This window comes from Aureimonas sp. SA4125 (assembly GCF_019973775.1).
Classification (GTDB): domain Bacteria; phylum Pseudomonadota; class Alphaproteobacteria; order Rhizobiales; family Rhizobiaceae; genus Plantimonas.
Genome location: NZ_AP025032.1, coordinates 424,342 through 449,825 on the forward strand (window position 1 = coordinate 424,342; position 25,484 = coordinate 449,825).

Sequence of the window (25,484 nt, forward strand, 5' to 3'; positions counted from 1 at the left end):
ATAGGGTGTTCTTTGCCCGCCTCGACCATCCCGCCGATTTCGACGGCTGGCGCGCAGCCGCCCGCACCGCTTTGGCCCTCCACCTCGCACCGGACCAGATGAGCTTCACCGTGGGCGCCGAAACGCCGGGGCTTTTTGCCGAACCGCTGCCGGTAGCCCCTGCCGACGCGCCCCAGCCGAGCGTCGCGAAGGCCTTTCCGGAGCTCGCGAAAACCCTCGTCTGCCATGCCGCGCCGGAGCGCTTCGATCTCGCCTATCGCCTCTTGTGGCGGCTGCAGCGGGAGAAGAGGCTGCTGGAGATCGCCTCCGATCCCGACGTGCTGAAGGCCACCGAGATGGAGAAGGCCGTGCGGCGCGACAGCCACAAGATGAAGGCCTTCGTGCGCTTTCGCGAGATCGAGGTGGCGCGAGACAATGGCGCTTCGGAAAAGCTCTACGTCGCCTGGTTCGAGCCCTTCCACCACATCGTCGAGCGCACCGCACCCTTCTTCGCCCGGCGCTTCGCCGGCATGCGATGGTCGATCCTGACGCCGCTGCGCTCGGTCGCCTGGGACGGCGAGACCCTCGCCTTCGGTCCCGGCCGCTCGGTCGCCGACCGTCCGGACGAGGACGACATGGAGGCGCTGTGGCTGACCTATTACGCCTCGATCTTCAACCCGGCGCGGCTGAAGGTGAAGGCGATGCAGGCGGAAATGCCGCGAAAATACTGGCACAACCTGCCCGAGGCGAAACTCATCGCGCCGCTGATCGCCGGCGCGGAGGCGGCCGCGCAGCGCATGCTGGAAAACGCGCCGAGCCTGCCGAGCATCCGTCATGAACGGCAGAAGGGACGCGACATGGTCGAGGCGAAGGAGCGCACGGCGCGGCAGGGCAACCAGCCGCGGACGCTGACCGAGGCGCGCGCCGAGGCGAAGCACTGCAAGGCCTGCCCGCTCTGGGAACCGGCGACGCAGACCGTCTTCGGCGAGGGCCCGGACGACGCGCCGGTGATCTTCGTCGGCGAGCAGCCGGGCGATCAGGAGGATCTCGCCGGCCATCCCTTCGTCGGGCCGGCCGGCAAGGTGTTTGACCAGGCGCTGGCGGAGGCGGGCGTCGATCGGTCACGGGCCTATGTGACGAATGCGGTGAAGCACTTCAAGTTCGAGCCGCGCGGCAAGCGTCGCATCCACCAGAAGCCGACCATGGGCGAAGTGAAGGCCTGCCGCTTCTGGCTCGATCTCGAGCGCGACCTCGTCCGTCCCAAGCTGATCGTCGCCCTCGGCGCGACGGCGGCGGCTGCCGTGCTCGGCAAGACCGTCACCATCCGCGACACGCGTTCTAAGCTCATCGATCTCGACGAAAACACGCAGCTTCTGGTGACGGTGCACCCCTCCTACATCCTCCGCCTGCCTGACCCCGAAGCGCAGGCGCGCGAGACGGCGCTGTTTCGCGAGGACATGGGCCGGGTGCTCTCGGCAGTGCCCGAGATCGCGGCGAAGCCTTAAAGCAGGATCGTCCGGATGGTCATGGAGACGGCCCCGAGGACGAGGACGCTACCGATCCACAGGCCCGCAAACCAGAGCAACTGGCGCGCCCGGGACGACAGGCCGCGCCGCGGTGATTCACCGCCGGCGGTCTTCTCGAGGCGCGGGCTAATGGTGGTAGCCCTCGCCCTCGATCACCTTGCCGCGGAACACCCAGTAGGCATAGGCGGTGTAGGCGAGGATCAGCGGGATCAGCACCGACGCGCCGACGAGCAGGAAGGCCTGGCTGGATTCGGGCGCCGCCGCATCCCAGATCGTCACCGAGGGCGGGATGATGTGCGGCCAGAAGCTGATGCCAAGGCCGGCGAAGGCGAGCGTGAAGAGCGCCAGCGCCGACAGGAACGGCCGGACGTGCTTTTCCCGGGCGATGCCGTCGAAGAGGCTCCAGGCGGCGACGGCGACGAGGATCGGCACCGGCGCGACGTAGAAGACCTGGGGGAAGCCGAACCAGCGCGAGTAGAATTCGGGCTGCAGGAAAGGCATCCACAGGCTGACGGCGCCGATGAGCGCGAGCGTGCCGATCCCTGTGATGAAGGCATAGCGGCGGGCGATGGTGTGCAACTCGCCTTCGGTCTTCATCATCAGCCATGTCGCGCCGAGAAGCGCGTAGCCGACGACGACGGCTGCCCCGGTCATCATCGAGAAGGGCGTCAGCCAGTCGAACCAGCCGCCGGCATAGCCGCGGCCCTCGACCTCGATGCCCTGCACGAGGGTCCCGAGCGCGATGCCTTGCGCCAGAGCCGCGACGATCGAGCCGAACGCAAAGGAAAAATCCCAGAGCACCCGGCCGCGGACGGTCTTGAAGCGGAACTCGAAGGCGACCCCGCGAAAGATCAGCCCGAGCAGCATGACGATGATCGGGGCGTAGAGCGCCGGCATGATGATGGCATAGGCGAGCGGAAAGACGGCGAACAGGCCGCCGCCGCCCAGCACCAGCCAGGTCTCGTTGCCGTCCCAGATCGGCGCCACGGTGTTCATCGCCGTATCGCGGTTCTCGTGGCGGCCGAGCAGCGGGAAGAGGATGCCGGTGCCGAGGTCGAAGCCGTCGAGAACGACGTAGGCGAGGACGGCGAAGGCGATGAGGCCGGCCCAGACGATGGTGAGGTCCATGACGCTCTCCTATTCCCCCGGGGCGGCATGGGCGCCGCCCGTCTTGTTGTCGGGATGCATCGCCTGTGCCGCCGGCGTGATGCCGGCCGCGCGGGTCGGCTCGGCACGCGAGGGCTCGTCCTCGCCGGGGACCGGCGTCTTGCCCATCAGCCGGAGGATATAGAAAGTGCCGGCGCCAAACAGCACGAAATAGACGACGACGAAGGCGACGAGCGAGGTGCCGACGGCTTCCGCCGCGATCGGCGAATGGCTTTCCGAGGTCCGGAGCAGCCCGTAGACGGTATAGGGCTGGCGACCGACCTCGGTCGTGATCCAGCCGCAGAGGACGGCAACGAAGCCCGACGGCCCCATCGTGACGGCGGCCCGTTGCAGCCAGGTCGCCTCGTAGATCGACGACCGCCAGCGCGTGTAGAGCGACCACAGTCCGATCCCGAGCATCGCAAAACCGATCGCGACCATGACGCGGAATGTCCAGAAGACGATGCCGACATTCGGCCAGTCCTCGCGCGGAAACTCGTTCAACCCCTTCACCTGGCCGTCGAGACTATGGGTGAGAATGAGCGAGGAGAGGTAGGGAACCTCCAAGGCGTAGTCGACCCGGCCTTCCTCCATGTTCGGAATGCCGAAGAGGGTCAGCGGCATGGGTCCGTCGGTGTTGGTCTGGAAATGGCCTTCCATGGCCGCGACCTTGGCCGGCTGGTGCTCCAGCGTGTTGATGCCGTGAAAGTCGCCGGCGACGATCTGGATCGGCGCGACGATGGTCGCCATCCACAGCGCCATCGAGAACATCACCCGCGCCGCGGCGTTGGTCCGATCGCGCAGGAGGTGGAAGGCGCCGACGGCGCCGACGATGAAGGCCGTCGTCAGATAGGCCGCGAGCACCATGTGGACGAGACGGTAGGGGAAGGACGGGTTGAAGATGATCGCCCACCAGTCCTCAGGGATGAACTGGCCCGCCGCATTCATGGCGTAGCCGGCCGGCGTCTGCATCCAGGAATTGACGGACAGGATCCAGAAGGCGGACATGAATGTGCCCAGCGCGACGATGAAGGTGGCCGCAAAGTGCAGCCCCTTGCCGACTCGCTTCTGCCCGAACAGCATGACCCCGAGGAAGCCGGCCTCGAGGAAGAAGGCCGACAGCACCTCGTAGCCCATCAGCGGCCCGAGGATCGGCCCGGTCTTGTCGGAAAACACCGACCAGTTGGTGCCGAACTGGTAACTCATGACGATGCCGGAGACGACGCCCATGCCGAAGACGATCGCAAAGATCTTCAGCCAGAAGTTGAACGTGTCGTGGTAGACGCTTTTGCCCGTCCAGAGCCAGAGACCTTCGAGCACCGCGAGATAAGAGGCGAGCCCGATCGAGAAGGCCGGGAAGATGATGTGGAAGGAAATCGTGAATCCGAACTGGATACGGGCCAGAAGGACGGGATCGAATCCCTCGAACATTGGAGTCTCCTCGCGGGCGGGAAAGCCGGGCCTACAGCTTCTGCTGAACTCGTTTCGAGCAAACTTGTCTCAGGAATTAGAACTGGTTGCGATGCGGCAAGACCGCCATGCGGCGTTTTGTTCGTTGCCGCCTCGACTCTTACCGTCTGCCGATCCGGCACGGCGACCTTCCCAGCGGTTCAATATGCCGGAAGCTTGAGCTAGAAGCGAATGCGACAAGGGCGTGTGCGAGGGAGACGCGGATATGGGCAATACTCACCGGTCATACGGTCTGCTTGAACGATAGGATGGGCAAGACTCAGCATGAAGTGCTGCGCGCCATCTTCGATGCCGTCGTCGCCGCCAGCCACCCCGCGTCGATCCTCGCGCCTCATCTTCCGGCCGCGCCGAAAGGCCGCGTGATCATCCTCGGCGCGGGCAAGGCCGGTGCGAGCATGGCGGCCGCGGCCGTCGCCTTCTACCGGGCGCAAGGCGTCGGCGACATCAGGCTCGGCGGCATCGCCGTCGCCCGGGACGGCTATGGGTGCGACGCGGGACCGGTCGAGGTCGTCGAGGCCGGTCATCCTCTGCCGAACGCCGCCGGGCTGGCCGCGACGCGGCGGGTGCTCGAACTGGCGCGCGGCGCGGGGCCCGACGACCTGGTGCTGGCCCTGATTTCCGGCGGCGGCTCGGCCAACTGGCTCTTGCCGCGCGGCGGCATCTCGCTCGCGGACAAGCAGGCCGTCACGCGTGCGCTCCTCAGGAGCGGCGCCGGCATCGGCGAGATCAACTGCATCCGCAAGCATCTTTCCGAGATCAAGGGCGGGCGGCTCGCCGTCGCCTGCGGTTCGGCAAGGCTGGTGACGCTGGCCATCTCCGACGTGCCGGGCGATGATCCGAGCGTGATCGCCTCCGGGCCGACCGTGCCCGATCCGACGACGCGCGAGGACGCGCTGGCGATCGTCGCCCGGCGCGGCCTCGTTTTGCCGGACTCCTGCCGCCGGGTCCTGGAAGACGATTCCTGCGAGACGCCGAAACCCGGCGATCCCGTTTTCGCCGGCAAGGACTACACCATCGTCGCGACGCCGCATTCCGCGATGCAGGCGGGCATCGCCGCCGCCGAGGCCGCCGGCTTTCGCCCCGTTCTTCTTGGCACGGATGTCGAGGGCGAGGCGCGCGAGGTCGCGCGCGCGCATGCGGCGCTGGCGCTTGCCGCGCGTGACCGGGGTGAGCGCGTGGCGATCCTCTCCGGCGGCGAACTCACCGTGACGATGACGGGATCGGGCCGCGGCGGACCGAACCAGGAATATGCGCTGGCCCTTGCGCTGGCTTTCGAAGGAGCGGACGGCATCGTCGCCCTCAGCGCCGATACGGACGGCACCGACGGCGGCACGGGTCTTGCGTCTGACCCGGCCGGCGCGTTCATCTCGCCGCAAACGCTGGCCCGCGCCCGCGCCGCCGGCCTCGACCCGGCGGCGGCGCTGGAAAACAACGATTCCACCACCTTCTTCGAGACGCTGGGCGACCTCTTCGTGCCCGGTCCGACGCTGACGAATGTGAACGATTGCCGCATCATTCTGGTCGGCGGCGGCATGGCGTGACGCCGCCGCCGGCGCTATGCCTCTTCGCGCGAGCGATGGTGATGAACAGGAAAGACCGACCATGAAGCGCAGCCGCGTGAACGAGATCCTCACAGAGGGCGACGCCTTCATCCGCTCCTTCGGCTATGTCATGCCGCCCTTCGCCTGTCTCTCGCCGGACGAGATGCAGGCGCGCGCCGGCGATCTCGCGCAGATCCGGCAGCGTCGTCTCGGCTGGGACGTCACCGATTACGGCAAGGGCAATTTCGACTCGCTCGGCCTCTTCCTGTTCACCGTGCGCAACGGCGACAATGCCGATCTCGCCTCCGGCCGCGGCATGCTCTACGCCGAGAAGATCATGATCTCGCGCCGGGACCAGATCTCGCCGATGCACCGGCACAACATCAAGGCCGAGGACATCATCAACCGTGGCGGCGGCACGCTGACGCTGGAGCTCTTTTCCCGGGCCCCGGACGGCGGCATCGACGAGGAAGCGCCCGTCAGCGTCTTTTGCGACGGCATTGCCCGGACGCTTGGACCCGGCGACAAGCTGCGCCTCACCCCCGGCGAGAGCGTCACCCTGATGCCGAACCACTGGCACGCCTTCTGGGGCGAGGGCGCCGACGTCCTCATCGGCGAGGTCTCGACCGTCAACGACGACGTCACCGACAACATTTTTCGCGAGCCGATCGGGCGATTCTCGACCATCGAGGAGGACGAGGCGCCGCTGCATCTCCTGGTCTCGGACTATGACCGGTTTTTCGCCCGCGAGAACTGAACAGCTTGATTGCCCCGAACGACGACGGAAGGTTGCGGACGGCCTGCGGCCGCCGACGGCGCCTGCCGAAACTGTGGAGAGACCCTGCCTGCGCCGACTCCTCGCTCGTCGCAGGTGCTAGACGAGACCTGTCCCGCAGCCCGACCGAGGAGGAACGTCCATGACCATTGCCGTCGACCTCGGCACGACCGCCTCCGGCGAGCCGGCGGAGCTCGATCTCGAGGAATTGCTGTCGACGCGGCTTCTGGTCCAGGGCAATTCCGGCTCGGGCAAGTCGCATCTCCTGCGCCGGCTGCTCGAGCAGAGCGCCGAATGGGTGCAGCAGGCGATCATCGATCCCGAGGGCGACTTCGTCTCCTTTGCCGAGCGCTACGGCCACATCGTCGTCGACGCCGACCGCACGCCGGCCGAGCTGACGCGCATTGCCGGGCGCATCCGCCAGCACCGCGCCTCGGTCGTCCTCAACCTCGAGGGCCTCGACGCCGAGGTGCAGATGCAGTGCGCCGCCGCCTTCCTGAACGGCCTGTTCGACGTCGACCATTCGCTCTGGTTTCCGATGCTGATCGCCGTCGACGAGGCGCAGCTCTTTGCCCCCGCCATTGCCGGCGACGTCTCCGACGACGCGCGAAAAGTGTCGCTGGCGGCGATGACCAATCTCATGTGCCGCGGGCGCAAGCGCGGCCTTGCCGGCATCGTCGCGACGCAGCGCCTCGCCAAGCTCGCCAAGAATGTCGCCGCCGAGGCGTCGAACTTCCTGATGGGCCGCACCTTCCTCGACATCGACATGGCCCGGGCCGCCGATCTTCTCGGCATGGACCGCCGCCAGGCCGAACGGTTTCGGGATCTCGAGCCCGGGCATTTCGTCGCGCTCGGCCCCGCGCTGTCGCGCCGCCCGGTGCCGATCCGCATCGGCACCGTCGAGACCGCCGGGCGCACCGGGCGGCCGACGCTCCTGGCGCGCCCTGAAATGGCCCCCGAGGCGATGGCCGACCTGATCTTCTCGGCCGGCGCCGAGGATGCGCTGCCGGCCCCGCCGCGGGCGACGAGAAGCGCGCCGGCGCCGATGCGCGAACTCCTGGAGCGGGTCTCCGCGCCCCGTCCCGAGCCGGAGAGCGAGGATCCGCGCAGCCCCGAGGATCGCCGCGCCCTCGTCGAGGACATCTTTGCTGAGATGCTGACCGACCCCGAGGCGGCCTTCCGCCCGGTCCCGATTCTCTATCAGGATTTTCTCGTCCATTGCAGGCTGAAGCGCCTCGGCGGTGCCGAGACCGACATGCCGGCCTTCCGCCGGCGCCTGTCGCTCGCCCGCGCCGGCGTGTCCGACGAGGATGCCGACGAGGAGTGGCAGGGCGTCATCCAGCGCTCCGAGGCGCTGCCGGAGGAGATGCAGGGCGTCTATCTGATGCTGGCGCGCGCCGCCCGCGACGGCGAGGAATGTCCCGATGATGCGGCGCTGGCGAGAGCCTATGGCAGCCACTCTCCCTCGCGCGGCCGTTTCCTTCTCGGCTTCATGGCCGAGCGCGGCTTCATCACCGCCGAGGCGGATTTTCGCGGCAACCGCGTCGTGACCATCGCCGGTACCTCCTGGCGTGCGTCGCAGCGCGGCAATGCGCCGAAGCTGCCCGCAGCGATGGAGGAGGCGCGTCTGCGCCGCGCCGCCCGGCTCGCCGGGCAATAGGCCCTCGCCGGCGACCGAACCGACCCTTCCGCCGACGCCGCAGTCCGGCTGCGTCCTCTTGTCTTGGCAGAGCGGCCAGCTCTCCCTTGCGCCGCTGTGCGCCGCCGCTACCTTAGAACCAATGGTCGAGAGAGCGGGAAGGGTGGAGCGGTTGCAGAGGCGCGCGAGGACGGCAGGGAAGCCGCGACCGGGGGAGCGGCGATGATGTCCGTGGTGGAGGAGGATCCGCACGATGTCGTGTTCGTCGGCGGCGGGCTGGCCAATGGGCTCCTCGCCTACCGGCTGTCGCAACTGCGCCCCGACCTTCGCCTTCTCGTCCTCGAGGCGGGCGACAGCCTTGGCGGCAACCACACCTGGTCCTTCCATGACGGCGACCTGACACCGGAGCAGCATGTCTGGCTCGCGCCCTTCGTCGTGTACCGCTGGCCGGCCTACAGCGTGCGCTTTCCGCAACTGACGCGAACGCTTTCCACGGGATACCAGAGCGTCACGTCGGAGCGCTTTGCCGCCGTGATGGCGTCGCAGCTCGGCGACAGGCTGCGTTGCGGCGCAGATGTCGTCGCCTTCGACGCACGCTCGGTGACGCTCGGCAACGGCGAACGCATCCGGGCAGCCTGCGTCATCGACGGGCGCGGACCGACGGACAGCCCCCATCTCACCCTCGGCTTCCAGAAATTCCTCGGCCAGGAAATCGCGCTGGTGGCGCCGCACGGCCTCGTCCATCCAATCATCATGGACGCGACGATCCCGCAGGCCGACGGCTACCATTTCGTCTACGTGCTGCCGCTCGGTCCCTCGACGCTGCTGGTCGAGGACACCTATTACGCCGATGGTCCGGCATTCGAGCCGGACCGCTTGCGCCAGTCGATCGCCGCTTATGTGGCTGCGCATGGATGGGAGGTGGAGGCGATCCTGCGCGAAGAGGATGGCGTCCTGCCGATCGCGCTTGGCGGCGACATCGAGCGGTTCTGGATCGCCAAGGCCGGCATCGCCTCGGTCGGCCTCGCCGCCGCTCTGTTTCACCCGACGACGGGCTATTCGCTGCCCGATGCCGTGCGCCTCGCCGAGCGCGTCGCAGGCCTCGACGATCTGTCGGCGCCGGCCGTCTTTGCCGCGACGCGCCTGCACTCGGTGCGGACCTGGAAAGGCCGGCGCTACTTCCGCATGCTGAACCGGCTGCTCTTTCTTGCCGGCGCGCCGGCGCTGCGCTACCGCATCCTCCAGCATTTCTACCGCCTGCCCGACGGGCTGGTGGAGCGCTTTTACGCCGACCGGCTTCGGCCGCTCGACCGCCTGCGCATCCTCACCGGCAAGCCGCCGGTGCCGATCACCAGCGCGCTGCGGGTGCTCGCCTTTCCCTCCCGTTCCCGCAAGGCTGTCTCGGATGCTTGATCGACCCATGACGTCCGCCAAGGCCGCCGTCGTCATCGGCTCGGGCTTCGGCGGCCTGGCGCTGGCGATCCGGCTGCAGGCGGCGGGCATCAAGACGACGCTCGTCGAGAAGCGCGACCGGCCGGGCGGCAGGGCCTATGTCTACGAGGATCAGGGCTTCACTTTCGACGCCGGGCCGACGGTCATCACCGACCCCTCGGCGCTGGAAGAACTGTTCACGCTCTCCGGCCGAAAGCTTTCCGACTATGTCGAGTTGCTGCCGGTCAGCCCGTTCTACCGGCTGTGCTGGGAAGACGGCTACGCCTTCGACTACGTCAACGACCAGGCCGAGCTCGACCGCCAGATCGGTGCCAAGAATCCAAAGGACCTGGAGGGATACCGCCGCTTCCTCGCCTTTTCCAAGGATGTCTTCGAGGAGGGCTATCTGAAGCTCGGCACGGTGCCGTTTCTCAACTTCAAGGACATGGTGCGTGCCGGCCCGCAGCTCGCCCGGCTGCAGGCCTGGCGCAGCGTCTATGGCAAGGTCGCCGGTTTCATTGAGGACGAGCAGCTGCGGCAGGCCTTTTCCTTCCACTCGCTCCTCGTCGGCGGCAATCCCTTCGCCACCTCATCGATCTACGCGCTGATCCATGCGCTCGAGCGGCAATGGGGCGTCTGGTTCCCGCGCGGCGGAACCGGGGCGCTTGTCGCCGGCATGATCCGCCTGTTCGAGGATACCGGCGGCACCGTGCATCTCTCGGCGGAAGTCGAGCGCATCGAGGTCGAGGGCGACCGGGCCAAGGCGGTCATCTTGAAGGACGGGCGGCGCATTGCCGCCGACCTCGTCGCGTCCAATGCCGATGTCGTGCACACCTATGACAAGCTTCTCGCCGGTACCAAGCGCGGCACCGCGGCGGCGAAAAGCCTGAAGCGCAAGAAATTCTCCATGTCGCTGTTCGTCATCTACTTCGGCCTGAAGACCCATCGTCCCGACATCCAGCACCACACGGTCTGTTTCGGCGCGCGCTACCGTGAACTCATCGGCGAGATCTTCAACGGCAGCGAACTGCCGGAGGATTTCTCGCTCTACCTCCATAATCCCTGCGCGACGGATCCCTCGCTGGCCCCGCCCGGGGCGGGCAGCTTCTATGTCCTCTCGCCGGTCCCCCATCTCGGCCATGCCGACATCGACTGGGAAGTCGAAGGGCCGCGCTACCGCGACCGCATCTTCGACTATCTCGAGGAGCGCTATATTCCGGGCCTCAAGGCCGACCTTGTGACCAGCCGCATCTTCACGCCGCTCGATTTCCGCGACGAGTTGAACGCGCATGTGGGCTCGGCCTTCTCGCTCGACCCCGTGCTGACGCAGAGCGCCTGGTTTCGCCCTCATAATCGCGACGACGAGATCGGCAATCTCTACATCGTCGGCGCCGGCACGCATCCGGGCGCGGGCGTTCCCGGCGTGGTCGGCTCGGCCAAGGCGACCGCCGGCCTGATGATCGCGGATGCCGCCCTTGCCTGAGACGCGCCTGTTGCCGGAGACGGGCGACGATCTCGCCGCCCGCGCCGCCGAGACCATCGCCAAGGGATCCCAGAGTTTTGCCACGGCCGCGCGCCTATTCGATCCGGTCACGCGGGAGGGGGCACTGCTCCTCTACGCCTGGTGCCGGCACTGCGACGACGTCGTCGACGACCAGCATCTCGGTTTCAACCGCGACGTGGCGGGGCCGGGCACGCCCGAGGAGCGGATCGCCGAGCTCGAGCGGCTGACGCGCCACGCCTTCGCCGGGGAGGTGATGGAGAACCCGAATTTCCGCGCCCTGCAGCGCGTCGCCCGGCGGCACGGCCTGCCGCTGTCCCTGGCACTTGCCCATCTCGACGGCTTTCGCATGGACGTCGAGGGTCGGCGCTACCACACGATCGAGGACACCCTCGACTACTGCCACCATGTCGCGGGCGTCGTCGGCACGATGATGTCGATGGTGATGGGCGCGCGCGAGGCCTCGACGCTGCAGCGCGCCGCCGATCTCGGCCTCGCCTTCCAGCTGACGAATATCGCCCGCGACATCGTTCCCGATGCGCTCGCTGGGCGAATGTACTTGCCCGGCGATTGGCTGGCCGAACTCGGCCTCGACCGAGCGGGTGTCGCGCTTGCGGAAAACCGCGGCAAGGTGGCGGTCCTCGCCGCTCGATTGGTCGCGCTCGCCGAGCCCTATTATGCCTCGGCGCGCATCGGCATCGACGCGCTCCCGCGCCGCTCTGCCTGGGCAGTTGCGACGGCGCACGGCGTCTACCGCGCGATCGGTACCGAGGTCGTGCGGCGGGGCGACCGGGCCTGGGACAAGCGGGTCTCGACGTCGCGCGCCGACAAGGTGGTCGAGGTGCTCCGTGGCGCGGTGGTCGCCGCCCGCCGCAGGCGCAACGACCCGCCGCGGCCGGCAGGCCTCTGGTGTCACGACCTGCCGCGCTGACCGGACAGGTTCAGTTGAGAGAAGACGCGTCCGTCGGGGCCTGTGCCCGTGACGACACGGCACCTTGCCGCACCGCCGCCTGCTCGCGCGCGACGACGCCCGATTCCTTCAGGCGCCGCTGCAGCGTGTCGATCGGCGGCGCATAGAGGAAGCCGAAGGAAACGCCATGCTCCTTGCCGCGCACGGCATGGTGAAGCCGGTGCGCCTGGACGAGGCGCTTGGCATAGCCGCGGTGCGGGATGTAGCGGAACGGCCAGCGCTGGTGCACGAGCCCGTCATGCACGACGAAATAGAGAAAGCCGTAGATCGTGATGCCGGTCGCCAGCGCCGTCACGACGGGAATGCCGAAGCCCGTGCCGATGACGAACAAAAGGATCGAAAAGGCGGCGAAGACGACGGCGTAGAGGTCGTTCTTCTCGAACATCCCTTCATGCGGTTCGTGGTGCGAGCGGTGCCAGCCCCAGCCCCAGTCATGCATGATGTATTTGTGCGCCCACCAGGCAAATCCCTCCATGCCGACGACGGCAAGGAGAACGATGGAGATCAGCAGGGGCCAGCTCGAGGTTTCCATCCGGTTTTCTTACCGTGCGCCGACTTCTTCGGAAAGACCGTGCGTCGTTACGTCCTGCATCAGCGACAGCGGCCGGGCCTGGGCCAGCATGGTCTCGACCAGCCAGTGCAGGCGGCTGCGGGGTCCGAAGATCTCGGTGAGCCCGCGGTCGGCCGCACCGAGATGGCGTTCGATGCGCCGCTGTACCGAGGCGCGTCCGACGAGCGAAACCATGGTCGACTTGCCGTTGTCCTTGCCGACGTCCTTGCCGATCAGAAGCGGGTTCGTGCCGTCGTCGAGAAGATCGTCCAGCAGTTGGAAGGCCTGGCCGAGTTCGTCGGCGAAGGTGCGGAGCTGGTTGCGCGTGCCGGCATCCGCGCCGGCGACGACGGCCCCGATCTCGGCCGCCGCAATGAAGAGCGAGCCGGTCTTCAGGCCGTTGGTCGTGGAGATTTCCGTCGTCGGCCGGACATTCCGGCCACCCCTGAGGTCGGCGAACTGGCCGGCGACGAGACCGCCGACGCCGACGGCGCGCGACAGGATGACGATGCAGTCGATTCGCGCCTGCGGTGACAGGGGGGCGATGCCGGCGAGAAGCCCGTAGGCGTGGCTGATGGCCGCAACCGAGACGAGGAGGGCGAGATCCTCGCCATGCCCGGCGTGGACGGCCGGCTGTCCCCGGCGCAACAGGGCGTCGTCCATGCACGGCATGTCGTCGAGAACCAGCGAGGCCGCATGGATCATCTCCACCGCACAGCCCGCGTCGATCGCCGGCGCCTGCGCCCCGCCGAGATCCTCGGCCGCAAACAGCGTCATCAGCGGCCGCAGGCGCTTGCCCGGGGTCAGGACGCCATCACGAAGAGCGGCGGCCAGTTCGGGTTGATCGGGCAAGGCATGCGGCATCAGTTCCGCCAGCCGCACGTCGATGCGGCGACGGGCCTCGGCGGCACTGGTAGTCAGGTCGGCAGTCATCCCCACGCGTTCGCTTTCGTCAGCTGCCCCTACTGGCAGTCGCCCCGTCTTCCCTGATACTTGACCCTTCGGCGCGCCATGCCAAGTCCTGCCCGGAGGGCGCAGGCGGTTTTGCGCCTGATTCGAAGGATGAGCGAATGTGCTTTGCGCAACCTTTTGCAAGGTCCTGCCGAGGCGGCCAAGGCCGCCGGCCATGAAAGCCGATGAAGACATCGTGACATCCGCGGGATCGGGCATCGGCTCACGCAAGAACGATCATCTCGACATCGTCCTGTCTCCGCGCCTGGCCGCGCGGCAGGCAGGGACCGGCTTCGACGCCATCTCCTTCGAGCATGTCGCGCTGCCCGAACTCGATTTCGCCGCCATCGACCTGTCGACGCGCTTCCTCGGACGGCGCCTCGCCGCGCCTCTCCTGATCTCCTCGATGACCGGCGGGCCGGAGCGCGCGGCGAAAATCAACGCTCATCTCAGCGAAGCGGCGCAGGAGCTGAAGATCGCCTTCGCCGTCGGATCGCAGCGCATCGCCCTGGAGGGGCGCGGTGCCGGCGGTCTCGACCGGTCGCTGCGCGCCCGAGCCCCCGATGTCGCCATCCTCGCCAATATCGGCGCGGCCCAGCTGGTTAGTGGCTACGGGCGCGACGAGGCGCGGCGAGCGGTCGACATGCTCGAGGCGGACGCGCTGATCGTGCACCTTAACCCGCTGCAGGAGGCCGTGCAGGCCGGCGGCGATCGCAATTGGCGCGGCGTCCTCGATGCGATCGAGCGCCTGGTGCGCGATCTCGGCGTGCCGATCGTGGTCAAGGAAGTCGGCGCCGGAATATCGGCCACGGTCGCTCTGCGGCTTGCGGCGGTCGGCGTCACCATCGTCGACGTGGCAGGAGCCGGCGGTACCAGCTGGGCGGCTGTCGAGGCCGAGCGTGCGACGGATGCCGCGGCGCGCGAGACGGCGCTGCTCTTTGCCGATTGGGGCATCCCGACGGCGACGGCGATCCGGACGGTGCGCGCCGCCTGTCCCGACCTCTGCCTGATCGGCTCGGGCGGCATCCGTTCGGGTCTCGACGCCGCCAAGGCGATCCGGCTCGGGGCCGATCTCGCCGGCCAGGCCGCCGCGGGCCTTGCCAGCGCCGAGCAGTCGGCCGAGGCGGCGACGGCGCACTTTTCCAAGGTGGTCGAGGAATTGCGGATCGCCTGCTTCTGCACGGGGTCGGCCGATCTCGCGGCCCTGCGCCGGGCGCCCTTGCTGGCCTGATCGATCAGCCGGTCGGCAAGGAAATCTCGGCCGAGGAAAGCCGATCGAGCATCGGCAGGAAGGCCGCGCCCTTCTGCGTCAGAAACCGCGTGAAGGCGAGTTCGGCCGGCGCCCGGACGTGGTCGCTGCGGGTCACGGCAAACCACTGCTTGCGGATCGGCATGTCGACGACGTCGAGAATGACGAGCCGCTGCATCTCGACCTCGAAGGCAATGGTGTGCGCCGAGATGAAGGCGATGCCGAGCCCGGCCATGACGGCCTGCTTGATCGTCTCGTTCGATCCCATCTGGGTGGTGTTCGTGTCCAACGCGTCGGGGAAGGCGGCAAAGAAGGTCTCCAGCGACCGCCGCGTGCCCGAGCCCGGCTCGCGGATGATGATCGGCTCCTCGAGCAACCGTGCCTTGTCGATGTTGCGCGCGGCCGCCAGTGGATGCCCGGGTGCAGCTATCATCACCAGGGGATGGTCGCCGAATACCGTCGCTTCAACGGGAATTTCCGTCGGCGGGCGGCCCATGAGCGCGATGTCGAGCTCGTAGGCGCGCAGTTTCCCGACGATGTCGAAGCGGTTGCCGACGAGGAGCTTGATCTCGATCGCCGGGTGCTCGTTGCGAAATCCGGCGATCATCGCGGGAGCGAAATATTTGGCGGTGGAGACGACGCCGAGCCGAATCAGGCCGCGCCGGACACCCTTGATCGCATCGAGATCATCCTGCAGCGCCTGCAGCACGCTTTCGATCGCATTGGCGGCCTTCAGCGCGGCGTAGCCGGCCTCGCGAAGGTGCATGCCGTCGCTGGTGCGGTCGAACAGAGCCAGTCCGAATTCCTCCTCCATCTGCTTGATCTGGAGGGTGATGGCGGGCGCCGTGAGGCCCAAGGCCCTTGCCGCGGCGGCGATGGTGCCGAGCCGCGATATTTCCTGGACCGAACGGAGCTGGCGAAGAGAGAGGGTGCGCATGAACGGACGTTAGTAAATCTGTTGTCAAAGGTAAAGAGAATAAATTTTACTAACTGCGTCGCGCTCGTCATAGTCTCGTTGTAATCGGATAACGGGGCCGAAGAGTTCCGATCCGAAAGGGAGAAACAGCATGTCATCGTCCTTGGACGCCCATCTCGGCTCGCATGCCGGGGCAGACCCGCTTCGGCTGAAAGTCGCCGAGACCATTCGCCACCTTGCAACGGCGGCCGTCAAGCTGCGCAACACGATCATCGCGGGTGGCACGGGCGACAATCTCGGCCAGTCGCGCGAGGTCGCCAATGCCGGCGGCGACATCCAGAAGGAACTCGACGTCGTCGCCGATCGGCTCTTTCTCGACGCCGCCAAGGCGTCGCCGGTCGCCTTCTACGGGTCGGAAGAGCAGGAGATGCCCGTCGTCCTTGCCAGGGACGGCGCCTTCGCCCTCGCCATCGATCCGCTCGACGGATCGTCCAACATCGAGATGAACGTCTCTGTCGGCACCATCTTCTCGCTGCTGCCGGTCGAGGAGGCCCATCACGCCGATCCGGCCGGCGCCTTCCGCCAGCCCGGCTCGCGCCAACTCGCCGCCGGCTTCTTCATCTACGGGCCGCAGCTGCAACTCGTCCTCAGCCTCGGCAACGGCACGCATGTCTTCGCCTTCTCGCCGAGTTTCGGCGGCTTTGTCGAACTGCACGCCTCGATGGCAGTGGCAGACCAGGCGAAAGAGTTCGCCATCAACGCCTCGAACCATCGCCATTGGGACGAGCCGATGCGGATCTATATCGACGATCTCCTGGCCGGTGCCGAGGGGCCGCGCGAGCGCGACTTCAACATGCGCTGGATCGCTTCGCTGGTTGCCGACTGCTACCGGATCCTGATCCGCGGCGGCATCTTCCTCTACCCCGGCGATGGCCGGAAGGGCTATGCCAAGGGCCGGCTGCGGCTGGTCTACGAGGCCAATCCGATCGCCTTCTGCGTCGAGCATGCCGGCGGCAGCGCCACCGACGGTATGACCCGCATCCTCGACCTCGTGCCCGACGACCTGCATGCCCGTACGCCCCTGGTGTTCGGTTCCAAGCGCGAGGTCGCCCGCGTCACGCGCTATCTGACCGATCCCTCTGCCATCGGCGAGCGTTCGCCGCTGTTTGGAAAAAGAAGCCTGTTCCGGGCCTGAGCCCGACAGGACCCGAGGGAAGACGCGTCGCCGAATGCTCTGGGAGGGGCGCCGAGATGACTGCCAAGCATCCGATCATCGCCATCACCGGCTCCTCCGGGGCCGGGACCACGTCGGTAAAGAACACCTTCGACCAGATCTTCCGGCGCGAGCATGTGAAGGCGGTCTACATCGAGGGAGACGCCTTCCATCGCTACGACCGCGAGGCGATGAAGCAGAAGATCGCCGAGGAGGACGCCGCCGGCAACAAGCATTTCTCGCACTTCAGCCCGGAAGCCAACATCCTCGAAAAGCTGCAGGAGGTGTTCGAGGACTATGGCCGCAAAGGGCGGGGCGAGAGCCGGCACTACATCCACGACGCCGAGGAGGCGAAGGTCTATGGCAGCCCGCCCGGCACCTTCAGCGACTGGCAGCCCTTTGCCGACGAGAGCGATCTGATGTTCTACGAGGGCCTGCATGGCTGCGTGAAGACCGAGACGGTCGATCTCGCCGCGCATGCCGACCTCAAGATCGGCGTCGTGCCGGTGATCAACCTCGAATGGATCCAGAAGATCCACCGCGACAAGGCCACGCGGGGCTATTCCACCGAAGCGGTGATGGACGTGATCCTGCGCCGCATGCCGGACTACATCAAATACATCTGCCCGCAATTCGCCCTGACCAACATCAACTTCCAGCGCGTGCCGATCGTCGACACGTCCGATCCGTTCATCGCGCGGTGGATACCGACGGCGGATGAATCGATGGTCGTCATTCGCTTCGCCAATCCGCGCGGTATAGACTTTCCCTACTTGCTCTCGATGATCCCGAACTCGTTCATGTCGAGAGCAAATTCCATCGTGGCGCCGGGCAACAAACTCGATCTCGCCATGCAACTGATTTTGACGCCGCTGATCCTGCAGCTCACCGAGCGCAAGCGCCGTGCGTCCTGAACATCGAGGCCCAAATGTCTGAAGTCAAAACCCAGTCCCCCGCAGCCGACGCGCCCGGCGACCATCCCCGCAACATGGCGAACGCCATCCGCGCGCTGGCCATGGATGCGGTGCAGAAGGCCAATTCCGGCCATCCCGGCATGCCGATGGGCATGGCCGATGTCGCCACCGTGCTGTTCCAGGATTTCATCAAGCTCGATCCGTCGAACCCGTCCTGGCCCGACCGCGACCGCTTCGTCCTGTCGAACGGCCACGGCTCGATGCTGCTCTATGCCGTCCACTATCTCCTCGGCTATGCCGACATGACGATCGACCAGCTGAAGCAGTTCCGCCAGTTCGGCGCCAAGACCGCCGGCCATCCCGAATACGGCCATGCTCTCGGCATCGAGACGACGACGGGCCCGCTCGGCCAGGGCCTCACCACCGCCGTCGGCATGGCGCTCGCCGAGCGCATGCAGAACGCCCGCTACGGCGACGATCTCGTCGACCACTACACCTATGTCTTCGTCGGCGACGGCTGCCTGATGGAGGGCATCAGCCACGAGGCGATCGATCTTGCCGGCCATCTGAAGCTCTCCAAGCTGATCGTCCTCTTCGACGACAACGGCATCTCGATCGACGGCAAGACCTCGCTCGCCACCTCCACCGATCAGGTCAAGCGCTTCGAGGCCTCGGGCTGGCATGCCGAGCAAGTCGACGGCCATGATCCCGACGCGGTGCGCGCCGCCATCGCCCGGGCCCGCGCCGCCGACAAGCCGTCGATGATCGCCTGCAAGACCATCATCGGTTTCGGCTCGCCGAAGCTTGCCGGCTCGGAGAAGAGCCATGGCGCCGCGCTTGGCGACGAAGAGATCGCCGCGACGCGCAAGCAGCTGCTCTGGACGTCCGAACCCTTCGCCATTCCGGACGAAGTCATCGCCGGCTGGCGCGAGGTCGGCAAGAAGGGCGCCGCCGCTCGCGCCGAATGGGAGGCACGCCACGCGGCGTCGCCGAAGGCCGCTGCCTTTGACGCCGGACTGGCCGGCGACATGCCGGCCGACTTTGCCGCCAAGATGAGCGCCTACCGGGCCAAACTCTCGGAAGACAAGCCCAAGCTCGCCACCCGCAAGTCGTCCGAGGCGACGCTCGAGGTCGTCAACGGCCTGACCGATCTCACCATCGGCGGCTCGGCCGACCTCACCCACTCGGTCTTCACCCTGACCAAGGGCATGCACAGCGTGCAAGCCGGTCACTACGACGGCCGCTACCTCCATTACGGCATCCGTGAGCATGCGATGGCCGCGGTGATGAACGGCCTCGCTCTGCATGGCGGCTTCATCCCCTATGGCGGCACCTTCATGGTATTCGCCGACTATGCCCGCGGCGGCATCCGCCTGTCGGCGCTGATGGGGCTGCGCGTCGTCTACGTCTTCACCCACGACTCCATCGGTCTTGGCGAGGACGGCCCGACGCACCAGCCGATCGAGCATCTCGCCATGCTCCGGGCGACGCCGAACATCCTCGTCTTCCGCCCGGCCGATGCCATCGAGACCGCGGAATGCTGGGAAATCGCACTGACCGAGCGCCACCGTCCCTCCGTCCTGTCGCTGTCGCGACAGAACCTGCCGACGGTCGCCGGCGGCGCTTCCGAGAACCGGTCGCGCAAGGGTGCCTATGTCCTGCGCGAGGCCGACGGCGAACGCCAGGTGACGATCCTGGCGACCGGCTCGGAAGTCGAGATCGCGCTGGCCGGCGCCGACAAGCTCGCCGCCGAGGGCATCAAGGCCGCCGTCGTCTCCATGCCCTCCTGGGAGCTCTTCGCCGAACAGGACGAGACCTACCGCGCCTCGGTCCTCGGCACCGCGCCGCGCATCGCCGTCGAGGCCGCCGCGCGCTTCGGCTGGGACCGCTGGATCGGGGATACCGGCCGCTTCATCGGCATGAACTCCTTCGGCGCCTCGGCGCCGGCGCCGCTCCTCTACGAGCATTTCGGCATCACCGCGGACGCGATCCTGTCGGCCGGCAAGGAACTGGCGCATTGAGCGCCGGGTCGCTGCGCCCGATCGAGGGCGTCGACGTCCGGGGCAAGACGGTGCTGATCCGCGCCGACGTGAACGTGCCGATGAAGGACGGCGTGATCACCGACGCGACGCGCCTCGAGCGCTTCGCGCCGACTGTCGCAGGCCTTGCCGACCGCGGGGCGAAGGTCGTGGTGCTCAGCCATCTCGGCCGCCCCAAGGGCGAGCGCAACATGGCCTTCACGCTGGGACCGGTCGCCGAGAAGCTGGGCGATATCCTTGGCCGTCCGGTGCAGTTCGCCTCGGACTGCGTCGGGCCGGAGGCCGAGAGGGTCGTCGGCAGCCTGAAGGATGGCGAGATCGCCGTCCTCGAAAACCTGCGCTTCCACAAGGGCGAGGAGGAGAACGACCGGAGCTTTGCCCTGCGCCTTTCGGTCGGGGGCGACCTCTACGTCAATGACGCCTTTTCCTGTGCCCACCGGGCGCATGCCTCGACCCACCAGCTGGCGACGATCCTGCCGGCCTATGCAGGGCCTTCGCTGATGGCCGAGGTCAAGGCACTGGAGGCCGCGCTCGACCGGCCGAAGCGGCCGGTGGCCGCGCTCGTCGGCGGCGCGAAAGTGTCGTCGAAGATCGGGGTTCTGGAATTCCTGGTGCCGAAGATGGACCATCTCGTCATCGGCGGCGGCATGGCCAACACCTTCCTCGCCGCCCTCGGCAACGATGTCGGCAAGTCGCTCTACGAGGCCGATGCGATGGAGACGGCGGAGAAGGTCATGGCGATGGCGGCGGAATCCGGCTGCCAGCTGCACCTCCCGGTCGACGTCGTCGTCGCCCGCGAGTTCAAGGCGAACGCCGCGAACGAGACCGTCGGCGTCGATGCCATCCCATCCGACGCGATGGCGCTCGATGTCGGGCCGAAGACGGTCGCCGAGATCGTCGCGGCACTCGCCACCTGCTCGACTCTCCTCTGGAACGGCCCGCTCGGGGCCTTCGAGATCGAGCCCTTCAACGCCGCGACGAACGCCGTGGCGCAGGAGGCGGCGCGGCTCACCAAGGCCGGCAAGCTCGTGACGGTCGCGGGGGGCGGGGACACCGTCGCGGCGCTGAACGCGGCCGGCGCTTCCGATGATTTCACCTATCTGTCGACCGCCGGCGGCGCCTTCCTCGAATGGCTGGAAGGCCGCGACCTGCCCGGCATCGACATCCTCAAGACCCAGTCGACGCTCGCCGCGTCGGCCGACTAGGAGACCTGCCCATGGCCAAGATCACGCTGCGCCAGCTTCTCGACGACGCCGCCGAGCACGACTACGGCGTCCCGGCCTTCAACATCAACAATATGGAGCAGGGCCTCGCCATCATGCAGGCGGCCTCGGCCTGCGACGCCCCGGTCATTCTGCAGGCCTCGCGCGGGGCCCGCACCTACGCCCACGACATCATGCTGTCGAAGATGATGGACGCGCTGGTCGAGATCCACCCGACCATTCCCGTCTGCATCCACCAGGACCATGGCAATGACGAGGCGACCTGCCTGACGGCGATCCGGCACGGCTTCACCTCGGTGATGATGGACGGCTCGCTGAAGGCCGACGCCAAGACGCCCGCCGACTTCGAATACAATGCCGGCATCACCGAACGGGTGACGCACATGGCGCACTGGGTCGGCGCCTCGGTCGAGGGCGAGCTCGGCGTGCTGGGCTCGCTCGAGAGCGGCCAGGGCGAGGCCGAGGACGGCCACGGGGCGGAGGGCGTCCTCAGCCACGACCAGCTTCTGACCGATCCCGACCAGGCGGTCGAGTTCGTGCGGCGCACGGGCGTCGACGCTCTCGCCATTGCCATGGGCACCTCGCACGGCGCCTACAAGTTCACGCGGCAGCCGGATGGCGAGATCCTCGCCATGGGCATCATCGAGGAGATCCACCGCAAGCTGCCGAACACGCATCTCGTGATGCACGGCTCCTCCTCGGTGCCGCAGGAACTGCAGGACATCATCAACCGCTACGGCGGCGCAATGCCCCAGACCTGGGGCGTGCCGATCGAGGAGATCATCCGCGGGATCCGGCATGGCGTGCGCAAGGTCAACATCGACACCGACTGCCGCATGGCCATGACCGGGCAGTTCCGCCGCGTGGCGATGGAGAAGCCGCAGGAGTTCGATCCGCGCAAGTTCCTGACCCCGGCCATGGATGCGCTGCGCAAGCTGTGCATCGAGCGCTACGAGCAGTTCGGCACCGCCGGCAAGGCGGCGCGGATCAAGCCGATCTCGCTCGACGACATGGCGGCCCGCTACGCCTCGGGCGAGCTGGCGCCGAAGATCGCGCTGCGAGAGGCGGCCGAGTAGGCCGCCGAACGGGCCGGCGGCACAAAACCGCCGGCCAACCAAGGCGGGATGTAGGTCGATAGTAAGCCGGCTTACTAAAACACTGCTGAATTTTCGACACGTCACGCAACGGATATTTGGGAGAATGGACATGCAAGAGAAGTCGCAGACCGTCACCGGCAAGGACCGCTACAAGTCCGGCGTCATGGAATACAAGAAGATGGGCTACTGGGAGCCCGACTACGAGCCGAAGGACACCGACATCATCGCCTGCTTCCGGATCACGCCGCAGGACGGCGTCGATCCGATCGAGGCGGCCGCCGCCGTCGCCGGCGAATCCTCGACCGCGACCTGGACCGTCGTCTGGACGGACCGCCTGACGGCCGCCGAGAAATACCGGGCCAAGGCCTACCGCGTCGACGCGGTGCCGAATGCCGAGGGCAGCTACTTCGCCTATATCGCCTACGATCTCGACCTCTTCGAGAACGGCTCGATCGCCAACCTGACGGCATCGATCATCGGCAACGTCTTCGGCTTCAAGCCGCTGAAGGCGCTGCGGCTCGAGGACATGCGGCTGCCGACGGCCTACATCAAGACCTTCCAGGGCCCGGCCACCGGCATCGTCGTCGAGCGCGAGCGTCTCGACAAGTTCGGCCGGCCGCTGCTCGGCGCGACCGTCAAGCCGAAGCTCGGCCTCTCCGGCCGGAACTACGGCCGCGTCGTCTACGAGGCGCTGAAGGGCGGGCTCGACTTCACCAAGGACGACGAGAACATCAACAGCCAGCCCTTCATGGATTGGCGCGAGCGCTTTCTCTACTGCATGGAGGCGGTGAACAAGGCGCAGGCCGCGACCGGCGAGATCAAGGGAACCTATCTGAACGTCACCGCCGCGACCATGGAGGACATGTACGAGCGCGCCGAGTTCGCCAAGTCACTCGGCTCGACCATCATCATGATCGACCTCGTCATCGGCTGGACGGCGATGCAGTCCATGGCGAAATGGGCGCGGCGCAACAACATGATCCTGCATCTCCACCGCGCCGGCCACTCGACCTATACGCGCCAGAAGATCCACGGCGTCTCCTTCCGCTGCATCGCCAAGTGGTCGCGGCTCGCCGGCGTCGACCACATCCATGCCGGCACCGTCGTCGGCAAGCTCGAGGGCGATCCAGCGACGACGAAGGGCTATTACGACATCTGTCGCGACGAGTTCACGCCGCAGAACCTCCAGAACGGCATCTTCTTCGACCAGCCCTGGGCGTCCCTGAACAAGATGATGCCGGTTGCTTCCGGCGGCATTCATTGCGGCCAGATGCACCAGCTGCTCGACCTTCTCGGCGAGGACACGGTGCTGCAGTTCGGCGGCGGCACGATCGGTCATCCCATGGGCATCGCGGCGGGCGCCACCGCCAACCGCGTCGCGCTGGAATGCATGGTGCTCGCCCGCAACGAGGGCCGCGACATCGTCAACGAGGGCCCGGAAATCCTCGCCACGGCGGCCAAGACCTGCGCGCCGCTGCGCCAGGCGCTGGATACCTGGAAGGACGTCACCTTCAACTACGCCTCGACCGACGCGCCGGACTACCAGGTCACGGCCACCGCCGCCGCCTGACCTGAGCCATCGCCTGCCGGGCGGACTTCGCCCGGCGCAAGATCCCATCCAGCGACCGATCGCCCTCGCGTGGCGACGGCGTTCGACCCGAGAGGAATTCTGTCATGCGCATCACCCAAGGCGCCTTTTCCTTCCTGCCCGACCTCACCGACACCCAGATCGCCGCGCAGGCGCAGTACTGCATCGACAATGGCTGGGCGGTGAACATCGAGTTCACCGACGATCCGCACCCGCGCAACACCTACTGGGACATGTGGGGCCACCCGATGTTCGACGTGCCGGACGCGGCCGGCGTGATGATGGAACTGAACGAGTGTCGCAAAGTCTACGGCAATCGCTATATCCGCATGTCGGCCTTCGATTCCACCCATGGCTGGGAATCGGTGAAGCTCTCCTTCATCGTCAATCGCCCGGCGACCGAGCCCGGCTTCCGCCTCCGCCGCCAGGAGGCCGAAGGCCGGACCATCCGCTACTCGACCGAGGGCTATTCGGTCGACCTGCCGGAGAGCGAGCGCTATTCCTCCTGAGCGCGGCTCCGTCCGGCCGGTCGGTGGGCCGTTTTCCTCCCGGCGGCCCACCGACCACGTTCGACACGATCTTTGCCGTAGCCTTCGCCGCGAGCTTTCTTCTCCCCTCCGGGGAGAAGGTCGCGCCTCTCGACAGTCTCGCGAGCGGGAAGAGGGGCTCCCGCTTTCGCGACGGCGAAACCGGAGCAAGCCGCGGCATTTACCGACGCGCGGTCCTCTCATCCGGCCGCGTCGCGGCCACTTTCTCCCCACTGGAGAGAAGAATGGCGCCATGTTCTTCGATGAAGGAGCCAGCATGAGCACGACACTCGAACCCGAAACTGCCCCGCCGCTCACCGTCGACCTGCGCCGCGAATACGAGGAGGCGGGCGTCGGCGACGTGCTGGACGAACTCGACCGCACGCTGGTCGGCCTGAAGCCGGTGAAGAAGCGCATCAAGGAGACCGCGGCGCTGCTCCTCGTCGAGCGTGCCCGCAAGGCGATGGGCCTCGCGCACGAGACGCCGACGCTGCATATGAGCTTCACCGGCAATCCCGGCACCGGCAAGACCACGGTGGCGCTGAAGATGGCCGACCTCCTTCACCGCCTCGGCTATATCCGCAAGGGACATCTCGTCTCGGTCACCCGCGACGACCTCGTCGGCCAGTATATCGGCCATACCGCGCCGAAGACGAAGGAGATCCTGAAGAAGGCGATGGGCGGCGTCCTCTTCATCGACGAGGCCTATTACCTCTATCGCCCTGACAACGAACGCGACTACGGCCAGGAGGCGATCGAGATCCTGCTCCAGGTCATGGAGAACCAGCGCGACGACCTTGTGGTGATCCTTGCCGGTTATGCCGACCGGATGGACAAGTTCTTCGAGTCCAATCCGGGTTTTCGCTCGCGCGTCGCCCACCACATCGATTTTCCCGACTATTCCGACGGCGAACTCCTGCAGATTTCCGAGGGCATGCTGGAAAGGCAGAACTATACCCTCAGCGACGAGGCGCGGGAGACCCTGGCGCGCTATATCGAGCACCGCCGGGTGCAGCCGCATTTCGCCAACGCCCGCTCGATCCGCAACGCCCTCGACCGGGCGCGGCTTCGCCAGGCGAACCGCCTGTTCGAAACCATCGATGGACCGCTCGGGGCAGAGCAGCTATCGCGGATCGAGGCGGTCGATATCGCCGCCAGCCGTGTCTTCGACCTGAAGCCGGGCCCGGCGGGGACGGCGGCCTGAGCCTGCCCTCAATCTCCGGCCGCGACGTCGGCCGC

21 protein-coding genes are annotated in these 25,484 nt (G+C 67.1%); 16 read left to right on the forward strand and 5 right to left on the reverse strand.

Annotated elements, in window-relative coordinates:
• Nucleotides 1-5 precede the first annotated feature (5 nt).
• Nucleotides 6-1,484, forward strand: a complete 1,479-nt coding sequence (locus Sa4125_RS01980) for a UdgX family uracil-DNA binding protein (protein ID WP_224007445.1) — start codon at nucleotides 6-8, stop codon at nucleotides 1,482-1,484.
• Nucleotides 1,485-1,631: 147 nt separating this feature from the next.
• Here Sa4125_RS01980 and cydB read toward each other — a convergent pair whose 3' ends face one another.
• Entirely contained in the window at nucleotides 1,632-2,633 is a 1,002-nt protein-coding gene (gene cydB / locus Sa4125_RS01985) for a cytochrome d ubiquinol oxidase subunit II (RefSeq protein ID WP_224003150.1), read from the reverse strand.
• 9 nt (nucleotides 2,634-2,642) lie between these two features.
• Entirely contained in the window at nucleotides 2,643-4,082 is a 1,440-nt protein-coding gene (locus tag Sa4125_RS01990) for a cytochrome ubiquinol oxidase subunit I (RefSeq protein WP_224003152.1), read from the reverse strand.
• Nucleotides 4,083-4,369: 287 nt separating this feature from the next.
• Between Sa4125_RS01990 and Sa4125_RS01995 the strand changes: the two genes are divergently transcribed.
• From Sa4125_RS01995 to Sa4125_RS02020, 6 genes are all read left to right on the forward strand, one after another.
• Entirely contained in the window at nucleotides 4,370-5,662 is a 1,293-nt protein-coding gene (locus Sa4125_RS01995; RefSeq protein WP_224007449.1) for a glycerate kinase, read from the forward strand.
• Between the two features lie 61 nt (nucleotides 5,663-5,723).
• Complete coding sequence (locus Sa4125_RS02000) at nucleotides 5,724-6,419, forward strand: D-lyxose/D-mannose family sugar isomerase (protein WP_224003154.1); 696 nt, start codon at nucleotides 5,724-5,726, stop codon at nucleotides 6,417-6,419.
• Nucleotides 6,420-6,579: 160 nt separating this feature from the next.
• Entirely contained in the window at nucleotides 6,580-8,097 is a 1,518-nt protein-coding gene (locus Sa4125_RS02005; RefSeq protein ID WP_224003156.1) for an ATP-binding protein, read from the forward strand.
• Nucleotides 8,098-8,298: 201 nt separating this feature from the next.
• Complete coding sequence (gene crtY, locus Sa4125_RS02010) at nucleotides 8,299-9,489, forward strand: lycopene beta-cyclase CrtY (RefSeq protein ID WP_224003158.1); 1,191 nt, start codon at nucleotides 8,299-8,301, stop codon at nucleotides 9,487-9,489.
• Nucleotides 9,490-9,496: 7 nt separating this feature from the next.
• Nucleotides 9,497-10,990 carry a phytoene desaturase gene (locus Sa4125_RS02015; protein ID WP_224003160.1) on the forward strand — a complete coding sequence of 498 codons (1,494 nt, stop codon included), beginning with the start codon at nucleotides 9,497-9,499 and terminating at the stop codon, nucleotides 10,988-10,990.
• Nucleotides 10,983-11,939, forward strand: a complete 957-nt coding sequence (locus Sa4125_RS02020; protein ID WP_224003162.1) for a phytoene/squalene synthase family protein — start codon at nucleotides 10,983-10,985, stop codon at nucleotides 11,937-11,939. The genes Sa4125_RS02015 and Sa4125_RS02020 overlap by 8 nt, the downstream gene beginning before the upstream one ends.
• 10 nt (nucleotides 11,940-11,949) lie before the next feature.
• Here Sa4125_RS02020 and Sa4125_RS02025 read toward each other — a convergent pair whose 3' ends face one another.
• Together Sa4125_RS02025 and Sa4125_RS02030 are read right to left on the reverse strand one after the other, a co-directional pair.
• On the reverse strand, nucleotides 11,950-12,510 hold the full coding sequence (locus tag Sa4125_RS02025) for a sterol desaturase family protein (protein WP_224003164.1): 561 nt from the start codon (nucleotides 12,508-12,510) through the stop codon (nucleotides 11,950-11,952).
• Between the two features lie 9 nt (nucleotides 12,511-12,519).
• A complete protein-coding gene (locus Sa4125_RS02030; protein ID WP_224003166.1) occupies nucleotides 12,520-13,461 on the reverse strand; it encodes a polyprenyl synthetase family protein in 942 nt (313 codons plus the stop codon).
• 193 nt (nucleotides 13,462-13,654) lie between these two features.
• On the opposite strand from Sa4125_RS02030, the gene fni reads away from it, so the two are divergent.
• Nucleotides 13,655-14,710 (forward strand): type 2 isopentenyl-diphosphate Delta-isomerase, encoded by a 1,056-nt coding sequence (fni, locus tag Sa4125_RS02035; protein ID WP_224003168.1) that lies wholly within the window; start codon nucleotides 13,655-13,657, stop codon nucleotides 14,708-14,710.
• A 4-nt stretch (nucleotides 14,711-14,714) separates the two neighbouring features.
• Here the strand turns inward: fni and Sa4125_RS02040 are convergent, their stop codons facing one another.
• Nucleotides 14,715-15,665, reverse strand: coding sequence for a LysR family transcriptional regulator (locus Sa4125_RS02040; RefSeq protein WP_224003170.1), 951 nt, complete (start codon nucleotides 15,663-15,665; stop codon nucleotides 14,715-14,717).
• A gap of 130 nt (nucleotides 15,666-15,795) precedes the next feature.
• Here Sa4125_RS02040 and Sa4125_RS02045 point away from each other — a divergent pair, with 130 nt between their 5' ends.
• From Sa4125_RS02045 to cbbX, 8 genes are all read left to right on the forward strand, one after another.
• Nucleotides 15,796-16,839 (forward strand): class 1 fructose-bisphosphatase, encoded by a 1,044-nt coding sequence (locus Sa4125_RS02045; protein ID WP_224003172.1) that lies wholly within the window; start codon nucleotides 15,796-15,798, stop codon nucleotides 16,837-16,839.
• 56 nt (nucleotides 16,840-16,895) lie between these two features.
• Nucleotides 16,896-17,771 (forward strand): phosphoribulokinase, encoded by an 876-nt coding sequence (locus Sa4125_RS02050; RefSeq protein WP_224003174.1) that lies wholly within the window; start codon nucleotides 16,896-16,898, stop codon nucleotides 17,769-17,771.
• Nucleotides 17,772-17,785: 14 nt separating this feature from the next.
• Entirely contained in the window at nucleotides 17,786-19,792 is a 2,007-nt protein-coding gene (tkt, locus tag Sa4125_RS02055) for a transketolase (RefSeq protein WP_224003177.1), read from the forward strand.
• Nucleotides 19,789-21,015, forward strand: a complete 1,227-nt coding sequence (locus Sa4125_RS02060) for a phosphoglycerate kinase (protein WP_224003179.1) — start codon at nucleotides 19,789-19,791, stop codon at nucleotides 21,013-21,015. The genes tkt and Sa4125_RS02060 overlap by 4 nt, the downstream gene beginning before the upstream one ends.
• An 11-nt stretch (nucleotides 21,016-21,026) precedes the next feature.
• Complete coding sequence (gene fba, locus Sa4125_RS02065; RefSeq protein WP_224003181.1) at nucleotides 21,027-22,109, forward strand: class II fructose-bisphosphate aldolase; 1,083 nt, start codon at nucleotides 21,027-21,029, stop codon at nucleotides 22,107-22,109.
• 130 nt (nucleotides 22,110-22,239) lie between these two features.
• The gene (locus Sa4125_RS02070; protein WP_224003183.1) at nucleotides 22,240-23,700 is read left to right on the forward strand and encodes a form I ribulose bisphosphate carboxylase large subunit; all 1,461 of its coding nucleotides are present in this window, start codon (nucleotides 22,240-22,242) and stop codon (nucleotides 23,698-23,700) included.
• A gap of 104 nt (nucleotides 23,701-23,804) precedes the next feature.
• The gene (locus Sa4125_RS02075) at nucleotides 23,805-24,227 is read left to right on the forward strand and encodes a ribulose bisphosphate carboxylase small subunit (RefSeq protein WP_224003185.1); all 423 of its coding nucleotides are present in this window, start codon (nucleotides 23,805-23,807) and stop codon (nucleotides 24,225-24,227) included.
• A 295-nt stretch (nucleotides 24,228-24,522) separates the two neighbouring features.
• The gene (gene cbbX / locus Sa4125_RS02080) at nucleotides 24,523-25,449 is read left to right on the forward strand and encodes a CbbX protein (protein WP_224003187.1); all 927 of its coding nucleotides are present in this window, start codon (nucleotides 24,523-24,525) and stop codon (nucleotides 25,447-25,449) included.
• Nucleotides 25,450-25,484: the final 35 nt, after the last annotated feature.

Bases quoted from the DNA above. Each gene is read 5' to 3' on its own strand.
- cydB (WP_224003150.1), bottom strand. From the start codon at position 2,633: ATGGACCTCACCATCGTCTGGGCCGGCCTCATCGCCTTCGCCGTCCTC.
- Sa4125_RS01990 (WP_224003152.1), bottom strand. From the start codon at position 4,082: ATGTTCGAGGGATTCGATCCCGTCCTTCTGGCCCGTATCCAGTTCGGA.
- Sa4125_RS01995 (WP_224007449.1), top strand. From the start codon at position 4,370: ATGGGCAAGACTCAGCATGAAGTGCTGCGCGCCATCTTCGATGCCGTC.
- Sa4125_RS02000 (WP_224003154.1), top strand. From the start codon at position 5,724: ATGAAGCGCAGCCGCGTGAACGAGATCCTCACAGAGGGCGACGCCTTC.
- Sa4125_RS02005 (WP_224003156.1), top strand. From the start codon at position 6,580: ATGACCATTGCCGTCGACCTCGGCACGACCGCCTCCGGCGAGCCGGCG.
- crtY (WP_224003158.1), top strand. From the start codon at position 8,299: ATGATGTCCGTGGTGGAGGAGGATCCGCACGATGTCGTGTTCGTCGGC.
- Sa4125_RS02015 (WP_224003160.1), top strand. From the start codon at position 9,497: ATGACGTCCGCCAAGGCCGCCGTCGTCATCGGCTCGGGCTTCGGCGGC.
- Sa4125_RS02025 (WP_224003164.1), bottom strand. From the start codon at position 12,510: ATGGAAACCTCGAGCTGGCCCCTGCTGATCTCCATCGTTCTCCTTGCC.
- Sa4125_RS02030 (WP_224003166.1), bottom strand. From the start codon at position 13,461: ATGACTGCCGACCTGACTACCAGTGCCGCCGAGGCCCGTCGCCGCATC.
- fni (WP_224003168.1), top strand. From the start codon at position 13,655: ATGAAAGCCGATGAAGACATCGTGACATCCGCGGGATCGGGCATCGGC.
- Sa4125_RS02040 (WP_224003170.1), bottom strand. From the start codon at position 15,665: ATGCGCACCCTCTCTCTTCGCCAGCTCCGTTCGGTCCAGGAAATATCG.
- Sa4125_RS02045 (WP_224003172.1), top strand. From the start codon at position 15,796: ATGTCATCGTCCTTGGACGCCCATCTCGGCTCGCATGCCGGGGCAGAC.
- Sa4125_RS02050 (WP_224003174.1), top strand. From the start codon at position 16,896: ATGACTGCCAAGCATCCGATCATCGCCATCACCGGCTCCTCCGGGGCC.
- tkt (WP_224003177.1), top strand. From the start codon at position 17,786: ATGTCTGAAGTCAAAACCCAGTCCCCCGCAGCCGACGCGCCCGGCGAC.
- fba (WP_224003181.1), top strand. From the start codon at position 21,027: ATGGCCAAGATCACGCTGCGCCAGCTTCTCGACGACGCCGCCGAGCAC.
- Sa4125_RS02070 (WP_224003183.1), top strand. From the start codon at position 22,240: ATGCAAGAGAAGTCGCAGACCGTCACCGGCAAGGACCGCTACAAGTCC.
- Sa4125_RS02075 (WP_224003185.1), top strand. From the start codon at position 23,805: ATGCGCATCACCCAAGGCGCCTTTTCCTTCCTGCCCGACCTCACCGAC.
- cbbX (WP_224003187.1), top strand. From the start codon at position 24,523: ATGAGCACGACACTCGAACCCGAAACTGCCCCGCCGCTCACCGTCGAC.